The sequence below is a fragment of the Mesorhizobium sp. Cs1299R1N1 genome (assembly GCF_037179655.1).
Taxonomy (GTDB): domain Bacteria; phylum Pseudomonadota; class Alphaproteobacteria; order Rhizobiales; family Rhizobiaceae; genus Mesorhizobium; species Mesorhizobium salmacidum.
Map to the genome: position 1 here is coordinate 1 of NZ_JAPYKR010000013.1, position 20,385 is coordinate 20,385.

At 63.4% G+C, this 20,385-nt stretch carries 26 protein-coding genes; 11 read left to right on the top strand and 15 right to left on the bottom strand.

Annotation, left to right across the window (positions count from 1 at the left end):
• On the top strand, window positions 1-458 hold a 458-nt coding region (locus O7A70_RS25445; protein WP_337142856.1), incomplete at its 5' end, for a TCP-1/cpn60 chaperonin family protein.
• A 98-nt stretch (window positions 459-556) separates the two neighbouring features.
• On the opposite strand, the gene O7A70_RS25450 is transcribed toward O7A70_RS25445, so the two are convergent.
• Window positions 557-1,168, bottom strand: a complete 612-nt coding sequence (locus O7A70_RS25450; protein WP_337142857.1) for a TetR/AcrR family transcriptional regulator — start codon at window positions 1,166-1,168, stop codon at window positions 557-559.
• 98 nt (window positions 1,169-1,266) lie between these two features.
• On the opposite strand from O7A70_RS25450, the gene O7A70_RS25455 reads away from it, so the two are divergent.
• The 3 genes from O7A70_RS25455 to O7A70_RS25465 are packed head-to-tail and all read left to right on the top strand — an operon-like array spanning window position 1,267 to window position 3,152.
• On the top strand, window positions 1,267-2,280 hold the full coding sequence (locus tag O7A70_RS25455; RefSeq protein ID WP_337142858.1) for a zinc-dependent alcohol dehydrogenase family protein: 1,014 nt from the start codon (window positions 1,267-1,269) through the stop codon (window positions 2,278-2,280).
• A 30-nt stretch (window positions 2,281-2,310) separates the two neighbouring features.
• Window positions 2,311-2,745 (top strand): OsmC family protein, encoded by a 435-nt coding sequence (locus tag O7A70_RS25460; RefSeq protein ID WP_337142859.1) that lies wholly within the window; start codon window positions 2,311-2,313, stop codon window positions 2,743-2,745.
• Window positions 2,746-2,765: 20 nt separating this feature from the next.
• Window positions 2,766-3,152: a nuclear transport factor 2 family protein gene (locus O7A70_RS25465; RefSeq protein ID WP_337142860.1), complete on the top strand. Its 387-nt coding sequence runs from the start codon at window positions 2,766-2,768 to the stop codon at window positions 3,150-3,152.
• A gap of 106 nt (window positions 3,153-3,258) precedes the next feature.
• Here the strand turns inward: O7A70_RS25465 and O7A70_RS25470 are convergent, their stop codons facing one another.
• The 7 genes from O7A70_RS25470 to O7A70_RS25500 all read right to left on the bottom strand — a co-directional run bounded on the left by O7A70_RS25470 (window position 3,259) and on the right by O7A70_RS25500 (window position 6,626).
• The gene (locus O7A70_RS25470) at window positions 3,259-3,870 is read right to left on the bottom strand and encodes a LysE family translocator (RefSeq protein WP_135863877.1); all 612 of its coding nucleotides are present in this window, start codon (window positions 3,868-3,870) and stop codon (window positions 3,259-3,261) included.
• Window positions 3,871-3,959: 89 nt separating this feature from the next.
• Entirely contained in the window at window positions 3,960-4,295 is a 336-nt protein-coding gene (locus O7A70_RS25475) for a YkgJ family cysteine cluster protein (protein ID WP_337143002.1), read from the bottom strand.
• A 52-nt stretch (window positions 4,296-4,347) separates the two neighbouring features.
• Window positions 4,348-4,506, bottom strand: a complete 159-nt coding sequence (locus tag O7A70_RS25480; RefSeq protein WP_140507392.1) for a hypothetical protein — start codon at window positions 4,504-4,506, stop codon at window positions 4,348-4,350.
• 1 nt (window position 4,507) lies between these two features.
• The gene (locus O7A70_RS25485; RefSeq protein ID WP_027144452.1) at window positions 4,508-4,915 is read right to left on the bottom strand and encodes a hypothetical protein; all 408 of its coding nucleotides are present in this window, start codon (window positions 4,913-4,915) and stop codon (window positions 4,508-4,510) included.
• The gene (locus O7A70_RS25490; protein ID WP_337142861.1) at window positions 4,915-5,142 is read right to left on the bottom strand and encodes a hypothetical protein; all 228 of its coding nucleotides are present in this window, start codon (window positions 5,140-5,142) and stop codon (window positions 4,915-4,917) included. Before O7A70_RS25490 ends, O7A70_RS25485 begins: the two co-directional genes overlap by 1 nt.
• Window positions 5,143-5,484: 342 nt before the next feature.
• Complete coding sequence (locus O7A70_RS25495) at window positions 5,485-5,694, bottom strand: cold-shock protein (protein ID WP_010915421.1); 210 nt, start codon at window positions 5,692-5,694, stop codon at window positions 5,485-5,487.
• Window positions 5,695-5,957: 263 nt separating this feature from the next.
• Complete coding sequence (locus O7A70_RS25500; protein WP_337142862.1) at window positions 5,958-6,626, bottom strand: glutathione S-transferase family protein; 669 nt, start codon at window positions 6,624-6,626, stop codon at window positions 5,958-5,960.
• Window positions 6,627-6,789: 163 nt separating this feature from the next.
• Here O7A70_RS25500 and O7A70_RS25505 point away from each other — a divergent pair, with 163 nt between their 5' ends.
• Window positions 6,790-6,969: a CsbD family protein gene (locus O7A70_RS25505; protein ID WP_337142863.1), complete on the top strand. Its 180-nt coding sequence runs from the start codon at window positions 6,790-6,792 to the stop codon at window positions 6,967-6,969.
• A gap of 32 nt (window positions 6,970-7,001) precedes the next feature.
• On the opposite strand, the gene O7A70_RS25510 is transcribed toward O7A70_RS25505, so the two are convergent.
• Window positions 7,002-8,135, bottom strand: coding sequence for a metallophosphoesterase (locus O7A70_RS25510; RefSeq protein WP_337142864.1), 1,134 nt, complete (start codon window positions 8,133-8,135; stop codon window positions 7,002-7,004).
• A 133-nt stretch (window positions 8,136-8,268) separates the two neighbouring features.
• Window positions 8,269-8,901, bottom strand: a complete 633-nt coding sequence (locus O7A70_RS25515; RefSeq protein WP_337142865.1) for a TetR/AcrR family transcriptional regulator — start codon at window positions 8,899-8,901, stop codon at window positions 8,269-8,271.
• Window positions 8,902-9,049: 148 nt separating this feature from the next.
• Here O7A70_RS25515 and O7A70_RS25520 point away from each other — a divergent pair, with 148 nt between their 5' ends.
• A complete protein-coding gene (locus O7A70_RS25520; RefSeq protein ID WP_337142866.1) occupies window positions 9,050-9,811 on the top strand; it encodes an NIPSNAP family protein in 762 nt (253 codons plus the stop codon).
• On the opposite strand, the gene O7A70_RS25525 is transcribed toward O7A70_RS25520, so the two are convergent.
• The gene (locus O7A70_RS25525; protein WP_337142867.1) at window positions 9,812-10,645 is read right to left on the bottom strand and encodes an alpha/beta fold hydrolase; all 834 of its coding nucleotides are present in this window, start codon (window positions 10,643-10,645) and stop codon (window positions 9,812-9,814) included.
• Window positions 10,642-11,580: a choline ABC transporter substrate-binding protein gene (choX, locus tag O7A70_RS25530; RefSeq protein ID WP_337142868.1), complete on the bottom strand. Its 939-nt coding sequence runs from the start codon at window positions 11,578-11,580 to the stop codon at window positions 10,642-10,644. The genes O7A70_RS25525 and choX overlap by 4 nt, the downstream gene beginning before the upstream one ends.
• 79 nt (window positions 11,581-11,659) lie before the next feature.
• Here choX and betI point away from each other — a divergent pair, with 79 nt between their 5' ends.
• Window positions 11,660-12,298 (top strand): choline-binding transcriptional repressor BetI, encoded by a 639-nt coding sequence (gene betI / locus O7A70_RS25535; protein ID WP_337142869.1) that lies wholly within the window; start codon window positions 11,660-11,662, stop codon window positions 12,296-12,298.
• A 38-nt stretch (window positions 12,299-12,336) separates the two neighbouring features.
• Here the strand turns inward: betI and O7A70_RS25540 are convergent, their stop codons facing one another.
• On the bottom strand, window positions 12,337-13,308 hold the full coding sequence (locus O7A70_RS25540) for a LysR family transcriptional regulator (RefSeq protein WP_337142870.1): 972 nt from the start codon (window positions 13,306-13,308) through the stop codon (window positions 12,337-12,339).
• Window positions 13,309-13,417: 109 nt separating this feature from the next.
• On the opposite strand from O7A70_RS25540, the gene O7A70_RS25545 reads away from it, so the two are divergent.
• The 4 genes from O7A70_RS25545 to O7A70_RS25560 all read left to right on the top strand — a co-directional run bounded on the left by O7A70_RS25545 (window position 13,418) and on the right by O7A70_RS25560 (window position 16,644).
• Window positions 13,418-13,897 carry a cupin domain-containing protein gene (locus tag O7A70_RS25545; RefSeq protein ID WP_027144463.1) on the top strand — a complete coding sequence of 160 codons (480 nt, stop codon included), beginning with the start codon at window positions 13,418-13,420 and terminating at the stop codon, window positions 13,895-13,897.
• 151 nt (window positions 13,898-14,048) lie between these two features.
• Entirely contained in the window at window positions 14,049-15,446 is a 1,398-nt protein-coding gene (gene fumC, locus O7A70_RS25550) for a class II fumarate hydratase (protein WP_337142871.1), read from the top strand.
• Window positions 15,447-15,683: 237 nt separating this feature from the next.
• Window positions 15,684-16,100 (top strand): DoxX family protein, encoded by a 417-nt coding sequence (locus tag O7A70_RS25555; RefSeq protein WP_140507418.1) that lies wholly within the window; start codon window positions 15,684-15,686, stop codon window positions 16,098-16,100.
• Window positions 16,101-16,221: 121 nt separating this feature from the next.
• Window positions 16,222-16,644 carry a DoxX family protein gene (locus tag O7A70_RS25560; protein ID WP_027144466.1) on the top strand — a complete coding sequence of 141 codons (423 nt, stop codon included), beginning with the start codon at window positions 16,222-16,224 and terminating at the stop codon, window positions 16,642-16,644.
• On the opposite strand, the gene ppx is transcribed toward O7A70_RS25560, so the two are convergent.
• Entirely contained in the window at window positions 16,645-18,180 is a 1,536-nt protein-coding gene (gene ppx, locus O7A70_RS25565) for an exopolyphosphatase (RefSeq protein WP_337142872.1), read from the bottom strand.
• Entirely contained in the window at window positions 18,180-20,372 is a 2,193-nt protein-coding gene (locus O7A70_RS25570) for an RNA degradosome polyphosphate kinase (RefSeq protein WP_337142873.1), read from the bottom strand. Before O7A70_RS25570 ends, ppx begins: the two co-directional genes overlap by 1 nt.
• Window positions 20,373-20,385: the final 13 nt, after the last annotated feature.

Genomic DNA, 20,385 nt, shown 5'->3' on the forward strand with positions numbered 1-20,385 from the left:
TCAACGCGACCCGCGCGGCCGTGGAAGAAGGCATCGTTGCCGGCGGTGGCGTTGCCCTGCTGCGCGCTTCGGCCAACATCAAGGTGACCGGCGTCAACGCCGACCAGGCCGCCGGCATCAACATCGTTCGTCGTGCACTGCAGGCTCCGGCCCGCCAGATCGCGGCCAACGCCGGTGCGGAAGCATCGATCGTCGCCGGCAAGATCCTCGAGAACAAAGGCGCGACCTTCGGCTACAACGCCCAGACCGGCGAATATGGCGATATGATCGTCATGGGTATCGTCGATCCGGTCAAGGTCGTGCGCACGGCCCTCCAGGACGCGGCATCGGTCGCCGGCCTGCTCGTCACCACCGAAGCCATGATCGCCGAAGCTCCGAAGAAGGACTCGGCTGGCGGCGGCATGCCTGGCGGCATGGGCGGCGGCGGCATGGGCGGCATGGGCGGCATGGATTTCTAATCCAGCCATCCTCGCAAAATTATCGAAGGGCGGCCGAGAGGTCGCCCTTTTCTTTGCTGTTGAGGCTGGTGCTCCACCGCGGTTGGTTGGAACCAGCGTCAGACAGCAACAGTCTCCGCCTGCCGTGCCACCTTGCCGGCGAGCACCGCTTGCTCGATCAGGGCCCCGACCTCGTCAGCCACTGCCAGCAGCGGGGCGCGGTCGCGGGTGGCGCGGGCAATCACCATCAGGCCTTCCAGCGAAGATTCGACCAGCAGCGCCAGCGCCTGCGCGCGACGCTCCGGGATCCCTGCCCTGATGAAGGCATCCCGCAGCAAGCCTATCCACTGCTCGAAAGCCGAGCGGCAGATCTCTTCGAGGTCGGGCACGTCGTTCGGCGCATCGAGCACGACCGGCGCGATCGGGCAGCCGAGCGAAAACTCGTTGTCCTCCAGCATGCGGGCGACGGACTGGTAAATGTGGTGGACGGCCACCGCCGGATCGCTTTCCGCCTCCAGTTGGGCACCCAGCCGCTCGGTCACGTCGGCCACGCTGGCGCGCGTCACCTCGATGACCAGTTGGTCCTTGCCGCCTGGGAAATGGAAATAGAGCGAGCCGCGCGGCGCGGCGCTGGCACTCAAAATGTCGTTCAGCGAAGTGCCGTGATAGCCGCGCCGCCGCAAAAGCAGTGCCGTCGCCTCGATCATCCGCGTGCGTGTGTCCGTCGCCATGTCAACCTCTGTCAGGAGTGCGCATTATAGGGCTTGCGCGGAATATGACAATCGGTCTACATAATATGTAAATCGGTCTACCTATTTCGGAGGCAATAATGCAAAAGTATCGGCTGGAAGGACAGGACGGCGGCCTCGATAGACTGGTGATGCGTGAGGAAGCGGTCCTCCAGCCGGGTCCGCGTCAGATCCTGATGCGGGTGCGCGCCACCTCGCTCAATCGCCGTGACACGATGATCCTCAACGGCGCCTATCCGCTGGCGCCGCGGGCCGGCGTCGTGCCGCTGAGCGATGGCGCCGGCGAAGTGGTGGCCATCGGCGATGGTGTGACCCGCCTTGCCGTCGGCGACCGCGTCACCGGCAGCTATTTCGCGCGCTGGATCGATGGCCGCATCAACGCCGGGCTCATCGACCAGCTCGGCTGCACGCTGGACGGCATGCTCGGTGAATATGCCTTGCTCGACGAGCAATGGGCGGTGCGGCTGCCTGAGCATCTCGACTGGCATGAAGCCGCGACATTCAGCTGCGCGGGGCTGACGGCCTGGAGCGCGCTGACGGGCGCCGAGGTCCCAAAACCGGGGCAATGGGTCCTGATTATCGGCTCGGGCGGCGTCGCGCTGTTTGCGCTGCAGTTTGCCAAGCTGATGGGCTGCCGCGTGGCGGCTGTCACCTCGCGCGTCGAAAAATCCGACCGGTTGCGCGCGCTCGGCGCCGACCTCGTGATCGCAACGGCCGAGACGCCGGATTGGGGCACCAAGCTGCGCGAGGCGACGGGCGGCATCGATCTGACCGTCGAGACCGGCGGGCCGGCGACCTTTACGCAATCGCTGATCGCAAGCTCCCTCTACGGACGCATCGTACTGCTGACGGTCCAGGACCAGAAGGGTAGATCGGTCGAGATCCCAGCCGCCGTCTACCAGCGCAGTCTTGTCACCATCGGCCGCGTCTTCGTCGGCAGCCGCAACGGCCTGGAGGCAATGCTCGCCGCCGTCGCGGCGCATCGCTTGAAGCCCGCCATCGACAAGGTCTTCCCGTTTACCGAAGCGCGCGAGGCATATCGGCATTTCATGCAGGGCGACGTGTTCGGCAAGGTCGTTATCGACGGCGCGTGAGCCCCTATTCATCAACCAAAGGAGAGAGCAATGACAATTCGCGACGCATCGGCCGAATGGCACGGCACGCTCAAGGAAGGATCCGGCCGGCTAAGGCTGGGCAGCGGCGTTTTCGAAGGCGCCTACTCGTTTCCGTCCCGCTTCGAGAACGGCCCCGGAACCAATCCGGAGGAACTGATCGCGGCCGCCCACGCCGGCTGCTTCTCAATGGCGCTCACCGCCATTCTCGGCAGCGAAGGTCATATCGCAAGCGATATCCACACGATCGCAAAGGTACATCTGGGCGCCACCGCGGCCGGGCCGACGATTACCCGCATCGAGCTCAAGACGGAGGCGAACGTCGCCGGTCTCGCCGCCGCCGACTTCGAGCGGCTGGCGCAGTCGGCCAAGGCGGGATGCCTCGTCTCGCGGGCGCTGGCCGGCGTCGCCGCGATCACCCTGAAAGCGAACCTCATAACTCACTAAGAACGGAAGGAGAAAATCCGATGACCCAGGAATCGATCATCGACATCGCCGCGGCCAACCGATCCGGCGAAACGGCTGAAATCATGCGGCGCTATAACGACGTGTTCCAGCGTCACGACCCCTCGGCTCTCGACGAGTTGGTGGCGCAGGACTGCGTGATCGAGAACACCACGCCGGCGCCATGTGGCGCGCGCCGCGCCGGCAAGGCAGCCTGTGTCGAGCTGTGGTCGGCGATCGCCACCGCACCCGGTACGCGCTTCGACCTCGAAGAGACTTTCGTGGCCGGCGACCGCGCCACGATTCGCTGGCGCTACTGGATGGCCGACGGCAATTCGCTGCGCGGCGTCAACCTGATGCGCGTCGCGGACGGGCGGATCGTCGAGGCCATGGGTTACGTCAAGGGCTAATGCATGTCGCCCGGAAGTGTCCTCGGTCCCGGGACGTGCATAAAATGAGAAGCTTACAGCAGGTCGGGCGAACCCTATTCGCCGCGACATGCTGTAAGCCGCGCGATCACCTGTCCGCCAGTGCCAGCTTGGCGCCGAGCATGACGAAGGCGCCGGCAAACGTCCGGCGCATCCAGGTCAGCACCATCGGTCGCGACACGACATGGCTGCGGATCGACGCCGCGAAGATGCCGTAGCCGACAAAAACCACGAAGGTCAAAAGCATGAAGACCGAGCTGAGCTCCAGCATCTTCGACAGCGCGTTGGGCTCGGTGGTGCTGACGAATTGCGGCAGGAAGGCGAAGAAGAAGATCGACAGTTTCGGATTGAGCACATTGACGAGGATGCCGGTGGCGATCACCTTGCCGGCCGAGCGTGGCGCGACATTTTCCTCGACGCTCAGGCCGCCCTTCTCCTTCAGCGTGTTCCAGGCCATGTAGAGCAGATAGGCGACACCGAGATATTTCAGCGTCTCGAAGGCGACCGCACTGGTGTGCAGCAGCGCCGCCAGACCGGTGATGGCAGCGGCCATATGTGGGATGATGCCGAGCGTGCAGCCGAAGGCGGCAATGATCGAGGCCCGCGCACCGCGCGAAAGTCCGGCGCTCAGCGTGTAGAGAACGCCGGTGCCGGGCGAAGCCACGACGATCAGCGACGTCAATAGAAATTCGATGCTCACGATGATCTCCTCCAGCGCCCTGCCCTGACGCAGCCTAGCCAGCAAGTGGGGTGCGCACAAGCCACGGGCGCCGCCGCCAGGAGGGCGCGCTAAACGGTGGAAAATCCGAGCGCCCGGCGCGCCATCAGGCACTCGTCATCGCCAGGCATGCAGGCGCGGCAGACATCCGGTCGCATTTCGTAGATGGTGCAAGCGGTCGACTTGCCGACTTCGCCGGACAGGGCCGAACAGCGCACGCCGTCACAGCGCATACCCGACAGGTCGGCCGCCACGTATTTTTCCGGGATGCGGTCGAGCTGGGCATCGTCCTCGGTCGAAAAGCGCGGCCATTCGGCCGAATAGGAACAGCACGCGCCGCAGCTCTGGCAATCGAACACGGGAGCGATGCCCGGTTGAGACGACGGCTGGCTGGTCGCGGCTGCCACGGCAAACGGCTTCGAAGCGGCAACATTGCGATCGGCGTCCCCAGGCAAGGCGCTACTTCTTCTTGCCGGTCTTGCCCTTCGGTGCGTCCGCCGGCGACTTGAACAGATCGGTCGCTGCCTCGGCCGCCTTTGGCGCGGCAACCGGCTTGGCCGGCTTTGCGGCGGAAGCCGGCGCTGCCGGCTGGTCCTTGGCGGAGAATTTTATGGCCATGTCAGTCCTCGTCGGCGAAACGCGATGATGGTGCGCGCGGATTGCGCAGGCGGCCGATCAGCGCCGAAACCGCCGTGATGTTCATTTCCTCGGGCGACCAGTTCCTGGCTTCCGCGATGTGATGCACCGCCAGCTCACGATGCGTGCTGCCGCTATAGGCGGCATCCTGATAGGTCACCCGCTCGTGGGTCTTGGCGTCTTCGCGGACATATTCGATGAGGTAGTTCGGGCACTCGGCACGGCCGCGCACGCCGATGCGCACCTGGGCATCGCCGTGGGCGCGCTTGCAGCGTTCGAGTTTCTCCAGCACGCGACGGACATATTCGACCGGCTTGTCGAGGGTTTCGACCATGTCGGCGATGGTCGCATCGGCGGCGATCGGCGTTGACGGTACGCGCTTGGTGGCCATCAACGTTTTCCGGCTCGTTTCGGCAGCGACGCGAGTGCTGCGGCGGCGGCCATCTCGTCGGCCTCTTTCTCCAGCCGCAACTCGCGCAAGCGCGCGGTCTTGGCTTCCCGCGCCTGGCTGACGGCATCGCGCTCGGAAATGATGCGGTTGAGCGACATCGACTGGGTTTGCGTCTTGCTGAACAGCGACACGGCCGGATCGACGGCTGTCTTCGAATGGGCGGTCAAAATCTTCTCCTGTCAGGAGCCTGGTGCCGATAGGGCGAGACCGGGTCTTCGGTCGGGACCATGCACAAAGCAATGCGGCAGCGGATTCAAATTGCTGGAGCGTCCCTTAGCACGTTCAGCCCAATGCGCAGCGCATTTTCAGCGGCAACAAGCGGAAAATGAAAAAGGCCAGGCACCGCCTGACCTTCCCTGGGAGCGCCGCGCATCCATCTGGATGCACAAGGCTAGCTCCTGATGGGCATCACAAACCTTGGAAACTCAGGTCCCCATGGCCGTGCGTCCGAATTCGCCATTCACCGGTGCCAGTACATCCGTGGTCACCGGGACGGCTGAATTCTTTCTTCAGGCCGCCTTCAACTGGTCGGCGGACATCTTGCCCGACTTGTTGTCGCGGACCATCTCGTAGCCGAGCTTCTGGCCCTCGACGATGTCGCGCATGCCGGCGCGTTCCACGGCCGAGATGTGGACAAAAACGTCGGCGGAGCCGTCGTCAGGCTGAATAAAACCAAAACCCTTGGTGGCGTTGAACCACTTAACTGTGCCGGTGCTCATGACGAACCCTTTCCATGGCAAATATTCGTTCGCCGCCGTGCGGATGCACAACGTCGTTTGTCTCGATTTTTGATGTGGGAAGTTCGTCAAAGGCGCGCTCGAAAGCGCGGATAACAAAAGTCAGTCAAACAAATATCGACAGATTTCTTCTACCCGTGTTTCAGCCGCCTGTCAAATATTGCGCTATCGGCCCGAAATCCGTCAGTTGAAAGCACCTCACGCGCCCGTCCCGATCCCTAGGTAAGACCGCTTCACGGACAGCCCTATTCGTCGGGACCCGGCTCCGGCCATGTCTCCTCGGCGGCTTCGGCATACCATTGGCGCATGGCCGGTGTTGCCAGAACCGCGTTGACATAGGCCCTGGTGTCGGGCGCCAGCTCCCCGCCATAGGTGTCGAAACGGGTGACGACAGGCGCATACATGGCATCGGCCGCGGTGAAATGACCGAACAGAAACGGGCCGCCCTTGCCATGTTTCTCACGGCACTCGCGCCACAGCGCCTCGATGCGGGCACGTTGGGCCTCGCCCTCGGCATCGAGCGGCTTGTGCCCCTTTGGCCGGCGCAAATTCATCGGCCAGCCATAGCGGACTTCGCGAAAACCGGAATGCATCTCGGTCGCCGCCGAACGCGCCAGCGCCCGGGCGCCGATATCGGCCGGCCAGAGCTTTTTCCCAGGAAAAAGGTCGGCGAGATATTCAAGGATGGCAAGGGTTTCCCAGACCATCCTGCCATCGTGATTCAAGGGCTTGTGAACCAGGACGGGCACCTGACCGGTCGGCGAAACTTTCGCCAGATTGGCAAAAGTCTCGGGCGTGCGCAGCCGCACGAATCCTTCTTCGAACGGTATCTCCAGGTGCCGCATCGCCACCCAGGGCCTGAGCGACCAGGACGAAAAGCATTTGTTGCCGATGTAGAGCGTGAATTCCGACATCTGTCCCCCTTCGCGGTTGCTCCTTGCGAACTGCGCCGGCCGGCACCCTAGCCCGCCGGCCCGGCCGCCGAAAGGCACTGTTTGCCGACACAGGGAGCGGCTGCTGGAACCGAAACCGTGCCGGCTCGTTTGCTCAAGCGAACAAGATCCGGGAGATGCGGAAATGGTGAACAAGGATCAGGTCGCCGGCGTGGCCAAGCAGGTGAAAGGCTCGGTCAAGCAAGCCGCCGGCAAGGCGACCGGCGACAGGCGGACGCAGACCGAAGGCATGGCCGACAAGGCCACAGGCAAGGTGCAGAAGGCCTATGGCGACGTGAAGGACAAGGTCAAGAAATCTGTTTGATCGCTGTGAAGGGCCGCATCGAGCGGCCCTTTTCACGTCTTCAGCGATTTGCTGAAGGCGTTGGTGAAAATCACGTCGCCATGATCGTCGCTGGCTTGCCCCAACACGACGTCCAGGCTGTCGTCGGTGACACGTGCCAGAGCGAAGCCGCCCATGTAGGCCGCTTTCGGCTTGAAGAGATCGAGGCCGTCGCGTTGATAGATCATCGGCACCTCGTGCTGATGACCATGGAAGACGGCAACGACGTTGTAGCCCTTCAGGGCCGCCAGCAATGCCTGGCGGTCCGCATCGCTCCACCAATGCGACGCTCCCTTGCCGCCGTCGTCGAATACTCTCTTGACGGTATCCCACCGCTCCATCGAAAAACTGTCCCAGCCATAGTGCTGGAACAGGATGACCGGGCGGCCGTCCGCCGCGTAGGTCGCCAGATCCTGCTTGAGCCAAGGCAGGCTGTTGTCGGCGCCATGGCCGGTGTCGCCGGCGAAACGATGGGTCTGCACCAGATGCAGGCCACCCCAGTCCCATGAATAGCAGTCGGTGTCGACGTCGTAGCTGGTGGCCGGCACCGGCGGCTTGAAGAACACGCCGGCGCGGTGATTGACCTCGACATAATCGCGCATTTCGCGCCGGTACCAGTCGACATGATGTGGCGGACCGTTCTGATCGAGGTCATGATTGCCGAGCCCGACATAAACCGGAACATGCACGCGGTCGGGGCCCATGCCTTGCTGATAGCGCTGGCTGAACTGCAGGAGTTGGGTGCCTTCGCTGGGCTCGGTGATCTGGCCGCCGCCATCGTCGGTGATGTCACCGCCGACGGCAAGGCCGAGCGGCGTGCCGATACGGCTGCCGGCCGACCGCAAGCCCGTGGCGACGCCGTCGATCTCGGCCGGCCACTGCTTGTCACCGATGGCGTTCAACGCCGCGACATTGCGCAGCAGCGCCGCGTCCGTCTTGCCTTCCTGCTGGCAATTGGGGCTCAAACCGCTCGCCATGCGGCAGGCATGGACATCGGCGACGAACAGGAAGGTGGCGTCGACGGGCTGGATGCGCTGCCCGGTCTGACCGAGCGCCTGGCGCGGAAGCGCACTGGCCGCGGCAAGACCAGCGGCCTGCAACAGAAAACCACGGCGCGACAGCAAAAGGGACGAAGGGCGATTCATCATTGGGGAATTTCAGCATGGAGAGCGGGCGGCAGTAAAGTTCAGCTGTTACGAGACGATCAAGTCATTAGCCGAGTAGCAACCGGCTTTCCACGCTCGTCGCGGCATCGGCGGCAAGCTCGGCTGTAGCTTGCCCTCAAGTGCCGCCGAACCGCCGCAGCACTCTGCGACGTCGCCTCGCCCCCGGATCGCCCTGCGATGATTGCGCTTGCGCGGCGCTCCGGTCGAACGCCGCAAGGCAATCGCGCAACGGGCCGGCGTGCTGCTCTGTCTTGGCCAGCGACATGGCGCCGGAATAGGTGGCGACGGCAACCAGCGCAAAATGCCCGGGATCCGTGCCTTGCTCCCTGCCCTCCCGCTGGTCGGCCCTGATCTTGTCGGCGATCGCCTGGCGCCATGCCGCAAAAATACCGGCAAGGGCAATCCGGAATTCGGGATCGGCGAGCGAGAGTTCATGCGCTAGATTGTTGAGCGGGCAGCCGCGTACGAAACCTTGCCGTTCCAGTTCCGCCGCCACGGCTTCGAACACGTGACGCACGCCTTCACGCGCCGAAGCCGCCTGCCGCACCGGCGCTATCCACATCTCCTCGACCGCCGCCGCCACGCGCTCGTCGATGACCGCCAGCGCCAATGCCTTCTTGGTCGGGAAATGATGATGCAGCGCGCCACCGCTGACGCCTGCCGCCGTCATCAGGTCGCCCAGGCTGGAAGCATGATAGCCGCGTGCCTGAAACGCGACTTCCGCGACATCGAGCACTTTCCGGCGCATGCCTTCGGGATCGTTGATGCGTTTGCCTCGGGCTCGCCTTGGCCGGACGTTTATCTCTGCTGACATTGCCGAAGGATAGCATGTTGACAAAACAGGGCAACCGGTCTGTTTATAAACAGGATGATCAACCTGTTTTGGAGAACGCCGGATGAAGCCGACCCCGAATGCCATGCCGAAGCCCGCTGCACTCGCCTCGCCGATCGTTGAATTGCGCCAGTACACATTGAAACCCGGCCGGCGCGAAACGTTGATCGAGATCTTCGACACGAAGTTCATCGAAAGCCAGGAAGACGCGGGGATGACGATTATTGGCCAATTCCGCGACCTCGATCGCCCCGACATGTTCGTCTGGATGCGCGGCTTCGAGAGCATGGATGCCCGAAAGGATGCTCTCGGCCCATTCTATGACGGCCCTGTATGGGCGGCGCACCGTGATGCCGCCAATGCGACGATGATCGATTCCGACGATGTGTTGCTGCTGCGACCGGCCTGGCCGGACGCCGGCTTCGAACTGTCAGGACCGCGCCGGCCAACGGCGGCCAAAAGCACAGGCGATCGGAATCGGTTGCCTGGTCTGGTTGAGATTTCGATTCATCATTTGCTGCCGGGCACCGGCGCCGACTTCGCCGGGCGTTTCCGGGCGGAGATGGTTGCGCGGCTTGCCCAGAACGGCGCGCGTCTGCTCGGCGCCTTCCTGACGGAGCCGGCCGCAAACACGTTCCCTCGACTTCCCGTGCGCGCCGGAGAAAACGTCTTCATCGCCGTTACCGCCTTCCACAACGCCGATGCCAGCCATCGCCTCGCCGTTTCGCCGGCGTGGGGGGCGCTCGGCCAGAGCATGCAAGCCGTCAGCGCGAAGCCGGCCGAGACGTTGCGGCTGGTGCCCACGGCCCGATCGCTGTTGAGGTGATCAGCGGCCGGACAACATCCCCGAGATCGCGGAGGCGACAAAGGCCGGATCCTCCCAATGCGGATTGTGACCGCAATTTGGTGCCCAGACGAGACGGGATCCGGTCAGCGCCTCGGCCAAAGCCTGCTGGTGCGCTTCGCCGAAAAGCGGGTCGCAGGCGCCGGCGATGATCAGCGCCCTGGCCCGCACGGCCCGCGCCTCGGCAGTAAGGTCCGTGATGCGGACTTCCTCCAGAATGGCGCGCCAGCGGGCCACCGGCATGGCGGAAGCTTCCGTCGCCAGGCCAGCCAGGAACGGCCGCGGCACCGAGGACCGGCAGGCATGCCACCAGTCGTAGAACGGGTCGGCCGGCGATAGCGGGTCGCGCAAATCCTGGATGCCGACCGGCAGCGGATGGTCCGGCGTGAAACCGGGCGTCAGCGCGCTGGCCAGCACGACCAGGCCACCGATGAGGTCCGGCTGCCGCGCGGCCAATGCAATCGCCACCATGCCGCCCAGGGAATGACCGACGACGACAGGCTGGTCCAACCGCAGGTGCCGGATCAACCCGGCGATATCCTCGGCGAAATCCGCGACGCTGCAGCCGTCGCCCGCCTGCGAGGCACCATGGCCGCGCAGGTCGGGCATGATCAGCCGGCGTCCGGCCAGGTGCGGCGCCAGCAGCGAAAAGCTGCGGCTGGTATCCGTGAAACCATGAAGCAGCAACAGCGGCGGCCCGGCGCCGGCGATCTCGACATAGGCGATGTCGAGATCGCCGGCATTGATCCATTGCTTGCGGCCAGCCCAGGCGTCCTGTTCCACTCCGGCAATGGGCAAGGCATCCGGCGGTCTCACAGGCCGAGCTTTTCCTTGACGGCGGCAAGACCAGGTTTGCCATCGAAAGTCGTGACACCGGCGAGCCAGGCATCGAGGCGGTTCTTGTTCAGCGTGATCGCCTTCAGCGCCCCGTCCTCCGGCTTCATGCCGTCATTGATGAGGTAGCCCATGCCGACATTCTCGAAGTCGATGTCGAAGGCTAGGTTCCTGAGGAACTGCGCCACGTTCGGACATTCCTGCAGGTAGCCCTTGCGCACCTGCGTCGTCACCGTCGCGGCGCCGAAATTCGGGCCGAAGAACTTGTCGCCGCCGGTCAGGTACTTGAAGTCGTACATGGTGTTCATCGGATGTGGCGCCCAGCCCTGGAAGACGATGAACTGCTTCTCCTTGATCTCGTAACCGACCTCCGACAGCATGCCGGCTTCGCTGGACTCGACCACGTGCCAGCCATCGAGGCCGAAGGCCGGATCGGCGATGGCATCCATCATCAACTGGTTGGAGCCGGGCTCGATGCCATACATCTTCTTGCCGAACTTGTCGGCGAACTTGTGCAGGTCGGAGACGTCCTTGACCCCTGCCTCCCAGACATAGGTCGGCACGGCGAAGGTGTATTTCGCGCCGACGAGATTGACGCGCACATTCTCGATCGAGCCGTCCTTCTTGTAGGGCTCGTAGTAAGTGACCATCGCCGGGTCCCAGTAACCCAGGAACAGGTCGAGATCCCGGTTCTTCATGCCTTCGTAGATGACGTTGATGCCGAGCACCTCGCTCTGTGGCTGATAGCCGAGCGCTTGCAGGAGCACGTTGCCCACCCCCGTGGTGAAAGCGAGATCGTTCCAGCCGGGCTCGGCCATGCGGACCGCCCGGCATTGCTCGGGGTCCGCCGCCTGGGCCGCTTGCGAGGCCAAGACCAGCGCGGCAAGACAGGCACCACTTGCAAGGATGCGCAACATTCCGTTCTCCTCATTGCTAAATTGACCAATTGGTCTTTTTATTGTCCTGTCGGTCAATGATTGATCTCGCGGGACGAAAATGTCAACGTGGATTCGTGATGCATGGAACAATCTCGTGAAACTGAAGCGCCTTGGCGACATACGCCGCAAGGAATTGCGGCAGGCTGCTTTCGCGGTCCTGGAGCGCGAGGGCATTGCGGGGGCGACGCTGGAAAAGGTCGCTGCCCATGCCGGCGCCTCCAAAGGCATCGTGCTGCACTATTTCCGCAACAAGCAGGAATTGTTCGAGCATGCGATGCGCGAAGCCAATGCGGTCCTGTGCGATGCGGTGGTCGCAAGGCTTCGCCAGGCACGGACATCGATGGAACGCCTGGATGCGGTGATCGAGGGAAATTTCGAGGAGCATCTCTTCCTGCCCCCTCTTTGCCATGCCTGGCTTTCGCTCTGTGCCGAGGTGCCGCGCGATGAAAAGCTGGCGCGCATCCAGAAGGTGATCCACGGGCGCATGCGCTCGAACCTGTTATCTGGCCTGCGCGGCCTCGCCTCATCCAGCGAGGCCGACGACATCGCGCTTGGCGTCACGGCCTTGATCGACGGACTTTGGCTTCGCCTTGGCCTTCAGCCGGGCAGCGTCTCGCGCGAACAGGCGATCCGGCAGGTCAAGGGCTATGTCGCCGCGCGGCTGGCAACCCAAAAGCGCTCGACCACCCACGGGTGATTTTTGCGGTGGATGGCGGATACACGGCTGGATGAAGCCTAGGTCCGGGAACCGGTCGTTTCATCGCCGTCGAGATCCCTGAAGCCGAGCGCCTCGACAGCTTCGAGGATCTGATTGCGAATCCAGCGGTGCGGCGGCTCATCGTCATGGCGGGCGTGCCAGTACATCCTGACTTCCGGCACCGCAATCGCGAACGGCGGTTGGTAGATCACGACCGGCAAGCTCTTGACCGCTGCTACCGCGAACTGCCTGGGAACGGCGGCAAGGTGGTTTCCACTGGCTACCGCCAGTGCGACTGCCTGAAAATGCGGCAAGGCGAGGCTCACCCGGCGCTTCAGCCCGATCTTGTCCAGCGCCGCGTCGGTAGAGCCCGACATCGAACCGTCGATGGAGCGAAGAACATGCGGCAATTCGCAGAAAAGCTCTATCGGCAAAGGCTCGCCGTCCGCGATCCCGGCTTGTTTGATCGCGGTATTGTCCCTCGCGGCAATGATTGCGAATGGCGAATGGAACAGTGGCGTGCTGGAGACCCAGTCGGGAACCTCCAGCGGGCGTTCGAGGGCAGCGTCGATTTCATCGTCCTGGAGCAACCTCGAAACGTCGCCGCGCGCGCTGTCCAGAAAGCGAAACGACACGCCGGGCGCCATCGCCGCGATGCGCGCCGCCAGCGGCGGCATCAGCAGCATGGAGAAAAAATCCGCGCCCATGAAGGTGAAGGTTCGCTCCAATCCGGCAGGATCGAAGTCCTTGCCAGTCTGGAAAACGCGTTCGATCTCGCGCAGTGCCGCGCGCACCGGCTCCGTCAGGCTTTTGGCGCGCGGGGTCGGCACCATGTCGTTGCCGCTCCGCACAAACAGCTGGTCGTTGAGGAGATGACGCAGGCGATTGAGCGCCGCGCTCACGGCGGGCTGGCTCAGCCCGATCTGCTCGCCGGCGCGCGTCACGCTTCGTTCACGCAAAAGCGCATCGAGCACCCTGACGAGATTGAGGTCGAGCGCATTTAAATTCATGGCATCAATCCGCCCCATACGATCATTCGATTTCCATCGCCCGCCAATCCTTGGTCATGTAGCCGCAGACGCCGCTCGGTCGGCACCGCAAGCACAAGGGAGAGCCGTCATGACAATGATCAACAGCACGATCGCAGGCAAGGAACTCCTCTGGTTCAACAACACACTGGTTGCCATTCGGCTCTCCTCGGCGGAGGGCGAGGACGGCATCTGTGTCGTCGAGCACCGCATGCCCCATGGCGATTCTCCGCCGCTGCATGTGCATCGGCACGAGGACGAGGTGTTTCATGTCCTGGAGGGACAGCTGCGCTTTCGGATCGACGGCCACGACCAGATCGCCGGTCCTGGCGAAATCATCATCGCGCCGAAAGGCCTGCCGCACACATACAGGGTCGAATCCCAAGACGGCGCGCGCACCTTGACCATCACGCGCGGCTCCGATTTCGAGACGATGCTGCGTCAGACCAGCCGTCCCGCCCAACAGCCGCAATTGCCGCCGCTGTCGGAGCCGACGCCGCAGATGATCGAGGCTCTGGTGCGGATCTGCGCGGAAAATGGCATCGACATTGTCGGTCCGCCCTTGAGTTGAGAACGCGAAGCTGCCGATCTCTCCTCCAAGGCTTCCAGTGGGGAGATCGGAAGCATCTTCAACCGATTTGCATCTCAGTCGCCCGCATTCTCCGCTTGAAGCCCGTTCTGCAACGCGATACGCCGTTGCCGGCTTCGACAGGAGAGACCCAGTGAGCGCTGAAAAAACCAGAACCGAAACCGATACGTTCGGCCCCATCGAGGTTGCCGCCGACCGGTATTGGGGCGCCCAGGCGCAGCGTTCCCTGGGCAATTTCAAGATCGGCTGGGAAAAGCAGCCGGCTTCGATCGTGCGCGCGCTGGGTATCGTCAAGCGGGCGGCGGCGGAAGCCAATATGGAGCTCAAGCGGCTCGATGCGGCCATCGGCAAGGCAATCATCGAGGCCGCGCAAGAGGTCATCGACGGCAAGCTCAACGACCACTTCCCGCTGGTGGTCTGGCAGACTGGTTCGGGCACGCAGTCCAACATGAACGCCAACGAAGTGATCTCGAATCGCGCGATCGAAATGCTGGGCGGCGTCATGGGCTCGAAAAAGCCGGTGCACCCCAACGACCACGTCAATATGAGCCAGTCGTCGAACGACACCTATCCGACGGCCATGCACATCGCCTGCGCCGAGCGGATCGTGCACGACCTCTTGCCGGCGCTGAAGCACCTGCATAAGGCGCTCGCCGCCAAGAGCCGGGACTTCAATCACATCATCAAGATCGGCCGCACCCATACGCAGGACGCCACGCCACTGACGCTGGGCCAGGAATTCTCCGGCTACGCGGCGCAGGTCGCATCGTCGATCAAACGCATCGAATTGACGCTGCCCGGCCTGCAGGAATTGGCGCAAGGCGGCACTGCCGTCGGCACCGGCCTCAATGCGCCGGTCGGTTTCGCCGAGCGGGTGGCCGATCGTATCGCCGCCATATCAGGCATCGCCTTCGTCACCGCGCCGAACAAGTTCGAAGCGCTGGCGGCGCACGATTCCATGGTGTTCTCGCACGGCGCCATCAACGCGGCGGCGGCGGCACTGTTCAAGATCGCCAACGACATCCGCTTTCTCGGCTCCGGCCCGCGCTCTGGCCTCGGCGAATTGTCGCTGCCGGAAAACGAGCCCGGCTCCTCGATCATGCCGGGCAAGGTCAACCCGACGCAGTGCGAGGCGATGACGCAAGTTTGCGTGCAGGTCTTCGGCAACAATGCGGCGCTGACCTTCGCCGGCAGCCAGGGCCATTTCGAGCTCAACGTCTACAATCCGCTGATGGCCTACAACTTCCTCCAGTCGGTGCAACTGCTGGCCGACGCATCGGTCTCCTTCACCGACAATTGCGTAATCGGCATCGAGGCGCGAGAGGACAACATCAAGGCGGCCCTCGACCGTTCGCTGATGCTGGTGACGGCGCTTGCGCCCACCATCGGCTACGACAACGCCGCCAAGATCGCCAAGACCGCGCACAAGAAGGGCACGACGTTGCGCGAAGAAGCACTGGCAACCGGACTGGTCAGCGAGGCCGACTATGACCGCCTGGTGCGGCCGGAGGACATGACCCATCCGGGATGAAGCGATTCCAGGAAAAGTGCAAAGCGGTTTTCCGTCCGGAATTGCGTCGGACCTCGGCTGACATTTTTCGGCGGGAGAATTTACTCCCGCCACCGCGTCGTCCGACACGAATTTCGCGCCTCCTGCCCGATCACGGAAATGTATGTCCCGTGAACAATGTGTCGCCGCATAGCTGTCTTTGGTGAACAGTCGGCATCGTCTATCTGAGTGGCCATTCAAACCAATCGGAGAGCCACCATGTCCATCAACACTTCCGCCGCCGGCACCGCGTCCAACAGTTCTGTCACCATCCTGCTCGGCCGTATCCTGCTCGCAGTCATTTTCCTGCTTTCCGGATTCGGCAAATTATCCGCCATTTCCGGCACGGCCGCCTATTTCGGTGGCCTCGGCCTGCCGGCACCGACGGCGACAGCCGTCATCGTCGGCCTGATCGAGCTGCTTGGCGGCCTTGCCGTCCTCGTCGGTTTCCAGACCAGGATCGCCGCCTGGGTGCTCGCGATCTTCACGATCGCAACCGGTCTGGTCGCCCACACCGGCTGGGCCGACCAGATGCAGATGATCCAGTTTCTCAAGAACGTCGCCATCACCGGCGGCTTCTTGCTGCTGGCCTCCTCGGGTGCCGGCGCGTATTCGATCGACGCCAGGCGCGGCTAAGACTTTTCCTTCCAAGAACCCGCAACAAGCGGCGCGGAATTTTTCGCGCCGCTTTTTCGTTGTGTGATCATGGGCGTAGACTGCGATGGTCGCCGGTGACCCTGCCGGCAAGGAGGGTGCCATGGGTCGCAATGCATTGCTTATGGTTTCGCGGCTGCTGTTTGCCGTGCTGTTCGTGCCGTCCGGCTTCCAGGCGCTCGCCAACATTGCCGGGACCACCAGCTATTTCTCCGGTCTTGGCCTGCCGCTGCCCGCGCTGGCCGCCTGGGGCACCGGCCTGTTCGAACTGATCGCGGGGCTGCTGATCCTGGTCGGCTTCCAGACACGGATCGTGGCGCTGCTGCTGGCCGCCTTCTGCATCGTGGCGGGCTTCATCGGCCATTACGGCCAAGGCGCCGGCGATGCGACGCTCGCCTTCATGCATCAGCAGATGCTGATGAAGGACATCGCCATCGCGGGCGGCTTCCTGGCGCTTGCCATGGCCGGCGCCGGCGCATGGTCGGCCGACGGGCGAGGCTTCGGCATCGGCGCCGACGTGACTTGACTATTTGACCGACACGCTCTGCCCGCCCTCGACCGCCAGTTCCAGGCGGCGGTTGGTGATGCGCGCCAGCTGCGCCAGCCGGCCGGCCGGGCGCTCGCCGTAGAGGTCGGAAAGCGAAGCCGGCAGAACCAGCGCCAGCGCGCCGTTGGGGCGGCTTTCCCATTTCAGCCTCGGCATGATGCCGGGCATCGCGGCCGTCAGCAGGTAGACGACGCGCATCATCGCCGCCAGCACGCGGGCGCGCTCCAACAGCCGCGGCGGCGCCAGCGCCTTGATTTCGGGCGCCACCAATTCATTGAAGACGCCGTCATGACGGTAGGCGTTGGTCAGCGCCAGATAGGCGCGGCCGGGATGATCGACACCGATGAAGGACGCATGTGCGATGATGTTGAGCGACTGCTTGCCGCGATATTCCGGATGAGCGCGCCAGCCGATATCGGCGAGCAGGCAGGCGGCGTGGCGATAGCGCGCTTCGTCTTCCGTCTCGTCGATGCCGAACGCCTTGAAGGCCTTGCCGGTCCATTCGACCAGATCATGCGCGTGATGGACCGAACGCGAGCGCAAAAGCGCAAGCTCCTCGGCGGCCGAGATCAGCGGATCGGCCTTCTGCTCGGCCGCGTCGAGCAGCGAATAGAGAAAACCTTCGCGTACGCCTTGCGCCGAAACGACGATCCTGGACGGCTGCATCGCAGTCATGATTTCCTGCAGCACGAGAGCGCCGTATGGCAGCAGCGAGCGGCGGTTCTTGGACACGCCCTCGATACCCCTCACCTTTTCGACCTCGCCCCTGGCCACTTGCCTGAGGAAGGTTTGAGCGCTTTCGGCCGATATTTCGTAGTGGTGCATGACGCCGAGCGGATAGTTGTTCATCTCCATGTGCAGCCTGGCAAGATTTCGCCAGGTGCCGCCGACAGCGTAAAAAGTCCTGCCCTGCCCACCCTTCAAGAGCTTGGCCCGGGCCAATTCCTGGCGCGCGATCTTCTGCGCCTGGACGAGCGAGTTCTTCGCCATGTCCTGCAGGCGCAGGCCGCCAAGCGGCAGCGTGATGCCGTCGCCGATCGCCTCGCCGTCGATGTCGATAAGCTCCAGGCTGCCGCCGCCAAGGTCGCCGGCAATGCCGTTGGCCGGATGGAAACCGGAGATGACGCCAAGCGCGGAGTAATGCGCTTCCTGGCGGCCGGAGAGCACGCGGATTTCGGTCTTGAGCACATCCTCGGCGCGATGGATGAAATCGGGACCGTTGATCGCCTCACGGGCCGCGGCGGTTGCCAGCACGTACATGTGTTCGGCACCGGCCTGGTCGGAGAGCGCGCGGAAACGGCGAAACTCCTCCATCGAGCGCGCCACCCCCTCGGGGTCGAGCTTCCCCGTCGACACGATGCCGCGGCCGAGGCCCGCCAGCATCTTTTCGTTGAACAGCATGGTCGGCGAACGCGCCAGCCCCTCATAGACGACAAGACGGATCGAATTGGATCCGATGTCGATGATGGACAGCGGTCGGCGGTCCTGCAGCCGGCCCTGGGAATTGGACAGCATCAGCTGGCGGCGTTCTTCTTGCGGCGCTTGAACTGCGCGATACGCTTGGGCGCATGCGATTTCAGCGCGTCACCCCGTCCCGACAGGCTCGGATTGGTCATGAAATATTCCTGCGCGTTGAACGGTTCCTCGCCCTCCTCCAGCACCACGCGCCGGGAGGTTCCATCAGCCAATACGTCGAAACTTTGCTGATTGTCCATGATGTTGCCCAGCATGATCTGGCCCAGGATCTGTTCATGCACAGTTGGATTGGTGATCGGCACCATGGTCTCGACACGGCGGTCGAGATTGCGCGGCATCAGGTCCGCCGAGGAGATGTAGACAATCGCCTCGTCCGAGGGAAGGCCATGGCCGTTGCCGAAGCAATAGATGCGGCTGTGCTCGAGGAACCGGCCGACGATCGACTTGACCCTGATGTTCTCCGACAGGCCCGGCACCTGCGGCCGCAGACAGCATATGCCGCGCACCACAAGGTCGATTTCCACACCGGCGCGGCTGGCGTCGTAGAGCGCATCGATGATGATGGGATCGACAAGGGAGTTCATCTTCATCCAGATGCGCGCCGGCCGTCCCTCCAACGCATGGGTGACCTCGTCTGAAATGTGCTTGAGGATGCGGCTCCTCAGCGTGAACGGCGAGATCGCCAGCCGCATTTCGGCGGTCGGCTCGGCATAGCCGGTGATGAAATTGAACAATTGGGCGACGTCGCGGGCGATCGTCGGGTCGGTGGTGAAGAAGGAAAGGTCGGTGTAAATGCGCGCCGTCACCGGATGGTAGTTGCCGGTGCCGAGATGGACGTAGTTGCGCAGCTTGCCGTCCTCGCGCCGCACCACCAGCGACATCTTGGCGTGGGTCTTGAGTTCGAGGAAACCGAACACGACCTGCACGCCGGCGCGTTCGAGATCGCGCGCCCAGCGGATGTTGGCCTCCTCGTCGAAACGGGCCTTGAGCTCGACCAGCGCCGTCACCGACTTGCCGGCCTCGGCCGCGTCGACAAGCGCACGCACGATCGGGCTGTCATTGGAGGTGCGATAGAGCGTCTGCTTGATTGCCACCACTTCGGGGTCGGCCATTGCCTGGCGCAGGAACTGCACCACCACGTCGAACGACTCGTAGGGGTGATGGACGACGATGTCCTTCTCGCGGATGGCGGCAAAACAGTCGCCGCCATGCTCGCGGATGCGCTCGGGAAAGCGCGGATTGTAGGGCGTGAATTTCAGGTCGTCGCGGGGAACGGAGACGATCTCGGATATCTGGCTGAGCGCCAGCGGGCCCGTGAGTACGCTGATGCGGCTCGATGAGACGCCAAGCTCGCCGGCGACGAAATCGCGCAATTCTCCCGGCATCAACATGTCGAATTCGATGCGGATGACCGAACCGCGGCGGCGACGCTTCAGCGCGGTTTCGAACAACCGCACCAGGTCTTCCGATTCTTCCTCGACCTCGATGTCGCTGTCGCGGATGATGCGGAACGTGCCGGAGCCCTTGACCTCGTAGCCCGGGAACAGCTTTCCGATGTAAAGGCCGACCGCCTCCTCCAGCGGAATGAAGCGGACATGGTTCTTGCGGTCCGGCAGGCGGATAAAGCGCTTCAACGCCACCGGCAGGCGCAGCAGCGCGCTCATCTCCTCGCCATTCTTGCGGTGGCGAAGCTGCAGCGCCATCGAGAAGCCCAGATTGGGAATGAACGGGAACGGATGCGCCGGGTCGATCGACAGCGGCGTAAGCACCGGAAACACCTGGTCCTGGAAATGCTCTTCCAGCCAAGCCTTCTCGTCCTTGGTCAGCGCATCACGGGTGATGCTCTCGATCCCTTCCTTGTTGAGCAGCACCGTGAGTGCCGAAAGGCTCTTCTGTTGGTCCTCCTGCAGCCGCTCGACCTCACGCAGCAACTGTTCGAGCTGCTGTTCTGGGGTGCGTCCGTCAGGGCTCTTCAGCACGATGCCCTCGCGCACCTGGCCGGCAAGGCCGGCGACACGCACCATGAAGAATTCGTCGAGATTGGCGGCCGAGATCGACAGGAAGCGGACGCGCTCCAGCAGCGGGTGATGGGTGTTCAGCGATTCTTCGAGAACGCGGCGATTGAACTGCAGCCAGGAGAACTCGCGGTTGACGAAACGGTCCGGATTGCCTTCCGGGCTGGCTGCCGTGATGTTGTTGAATTCGCTCTGTACCGGCTTCAGTTCGTTCATGATTCCTGCTCTT

Excerpts from the sequence above, each read along its gene's own strand:
- O7A70_RS25450 (WP_337142857.1), bottom strand. The coding sequence starts at position 1,168 with ATGGCGACGGACACACGCACGCGGATGATCGAGGCGACGGCACTGCTT.
- O7A70_RS25455 (WP_337142858.1), top strand. The coding sequence starts at position 1,267 with ATGCAAAAGTATCGGCTGGAAGGACAGGACGGCGGCCTCGATAGACTG.
- O7A70_RS25460 (WP_337142859.1), top strand. The coding sequence starts at position 2,311 with ATGACAATTCGCGACGCATCGGCCGAATGGCACGGCACGCTCAAGGAA.
- O7A70_RS25465 (WP_337142860.1), top strand. The coding sequence starts at position 2,766 with ATGACCCAGGAATCGATCATCGACATCGCCGCGGCCAACCGATCCGGC.
- O7A70_RS25480 (WP_140507392.1), bottom strand. The coding sequence starts at position 4,506 with ATGGCCATAAAATTCTCCGCCAAGGACCAGCCGGCAGCGCCGGCTTCC.
- O7A70_RS25485 (WP_027144452.1), bottom strand. The coding sequence starts at position 4,915 with ATGGCCACCAAGCGCGTACCGTCAACGCCGATCGCCGCCGATGCGACC.
- O7A70_RS25495 (WP_010915421.1), bottom strand. The coding sequence starts at position 5,694 with ATGAGCACCGGCACAGTTAAGTGGTTCAACGCCACCAAGGGTTTTGGT.
- O7A70_RS25500 (WP_337142862.1), bottom strand. The coding sequence starts at position 6,626 with ATGTCGGAATTCACGCTCTACATCGGCAACAAATGCTTTTCGTCCTGG.
- O7A70_RS25505 (WP_337142863.1), top strand. The coding sequence starts at position 6,790 with ATGGTGAACAAGGATCAGGTCGCCGGCGTGGCCAAGCAGGTGAAAGGC.
- O7A70_RS25510 (WP_337142864.1), bottom strand. The coding sequence starts at position 8,135 with ATGATGAATCGCCCTTCGTCCCTTTTGCTGTCGCGCCGTGGTTTTCTG.
- O7A70_RS25515 (WP_337142865.1), bottom strand. The coding sequence starts at position 8,901 with ATGCGCCGGAAAGTGCTCGATGTCGCGGAAGTCGCGTTTCAGGCACGC.
- O7A70_RS25520 (WP_337142866.1), top strand. The coding sequence starts at position 9,050 with ATGAAGCCGACCCCGAATGCCATGCCGAAGCCCGCTGCACTCGCCTCG.
- choX (WP_337142868.1), bottom strand. The coding sequence starts at position 11,580 with ATGTTGCGCATCCTTGCAAGTGGTGCCTGTCTTGCCGCGCTGGTCTTG.
- betI (WP_337142869.1), top strand. The coding sequence starts at position 11,660 with ATGTCAACGTGGATTCGTGATGCATGGAACAATCTCGTGAAACTGAAG.
- O7A70_RS25540 (WP_337142870.1), bottom strand. The coding sequence starts at position 13,308 with ATGAATTTAAATGCGCTCGACCTCAATCTCGTCAGGGTGCTCGATGCG.
- O7A70_RS25545 (WP_027144463.1), top strand. The coding sequence starts at position 13,418 with ATGACAATGATCAACAGCACGATCGCAGGCAAGGAACTCCTCTGGTTC.
- O7A70_RS25555 (WP_140507418.1), top strand. The coding sequence starts at position 15,684 with ATGTCCATCAACACTTCCGCCGCCGGCACCGCGTCCAACAGTTCTGTC.
- O7A70_RS25560 (WP_027144466.1), top strand. The coding sequence starts at position 16,222 with ATGGGTCGCAATGCATTGCTTATGGTTTCGCGGCTGCTGTTTGCCGTG.
- ppx (WP_337142872.1), bottom strand. The coding sequence starts at position 18,180 with ATGCTGTCCAATTCCCAGGGCCGGCTGCAGGACCGCCGACCGCTGTCC.
- O7A70_RS25570 (WP_337142873.1), bottom strand. The coding sequence starts at position 20,372 with ATGAACGAACTGAAGCCGGTACAGAGCGAATTCAACAACATCACGGCA.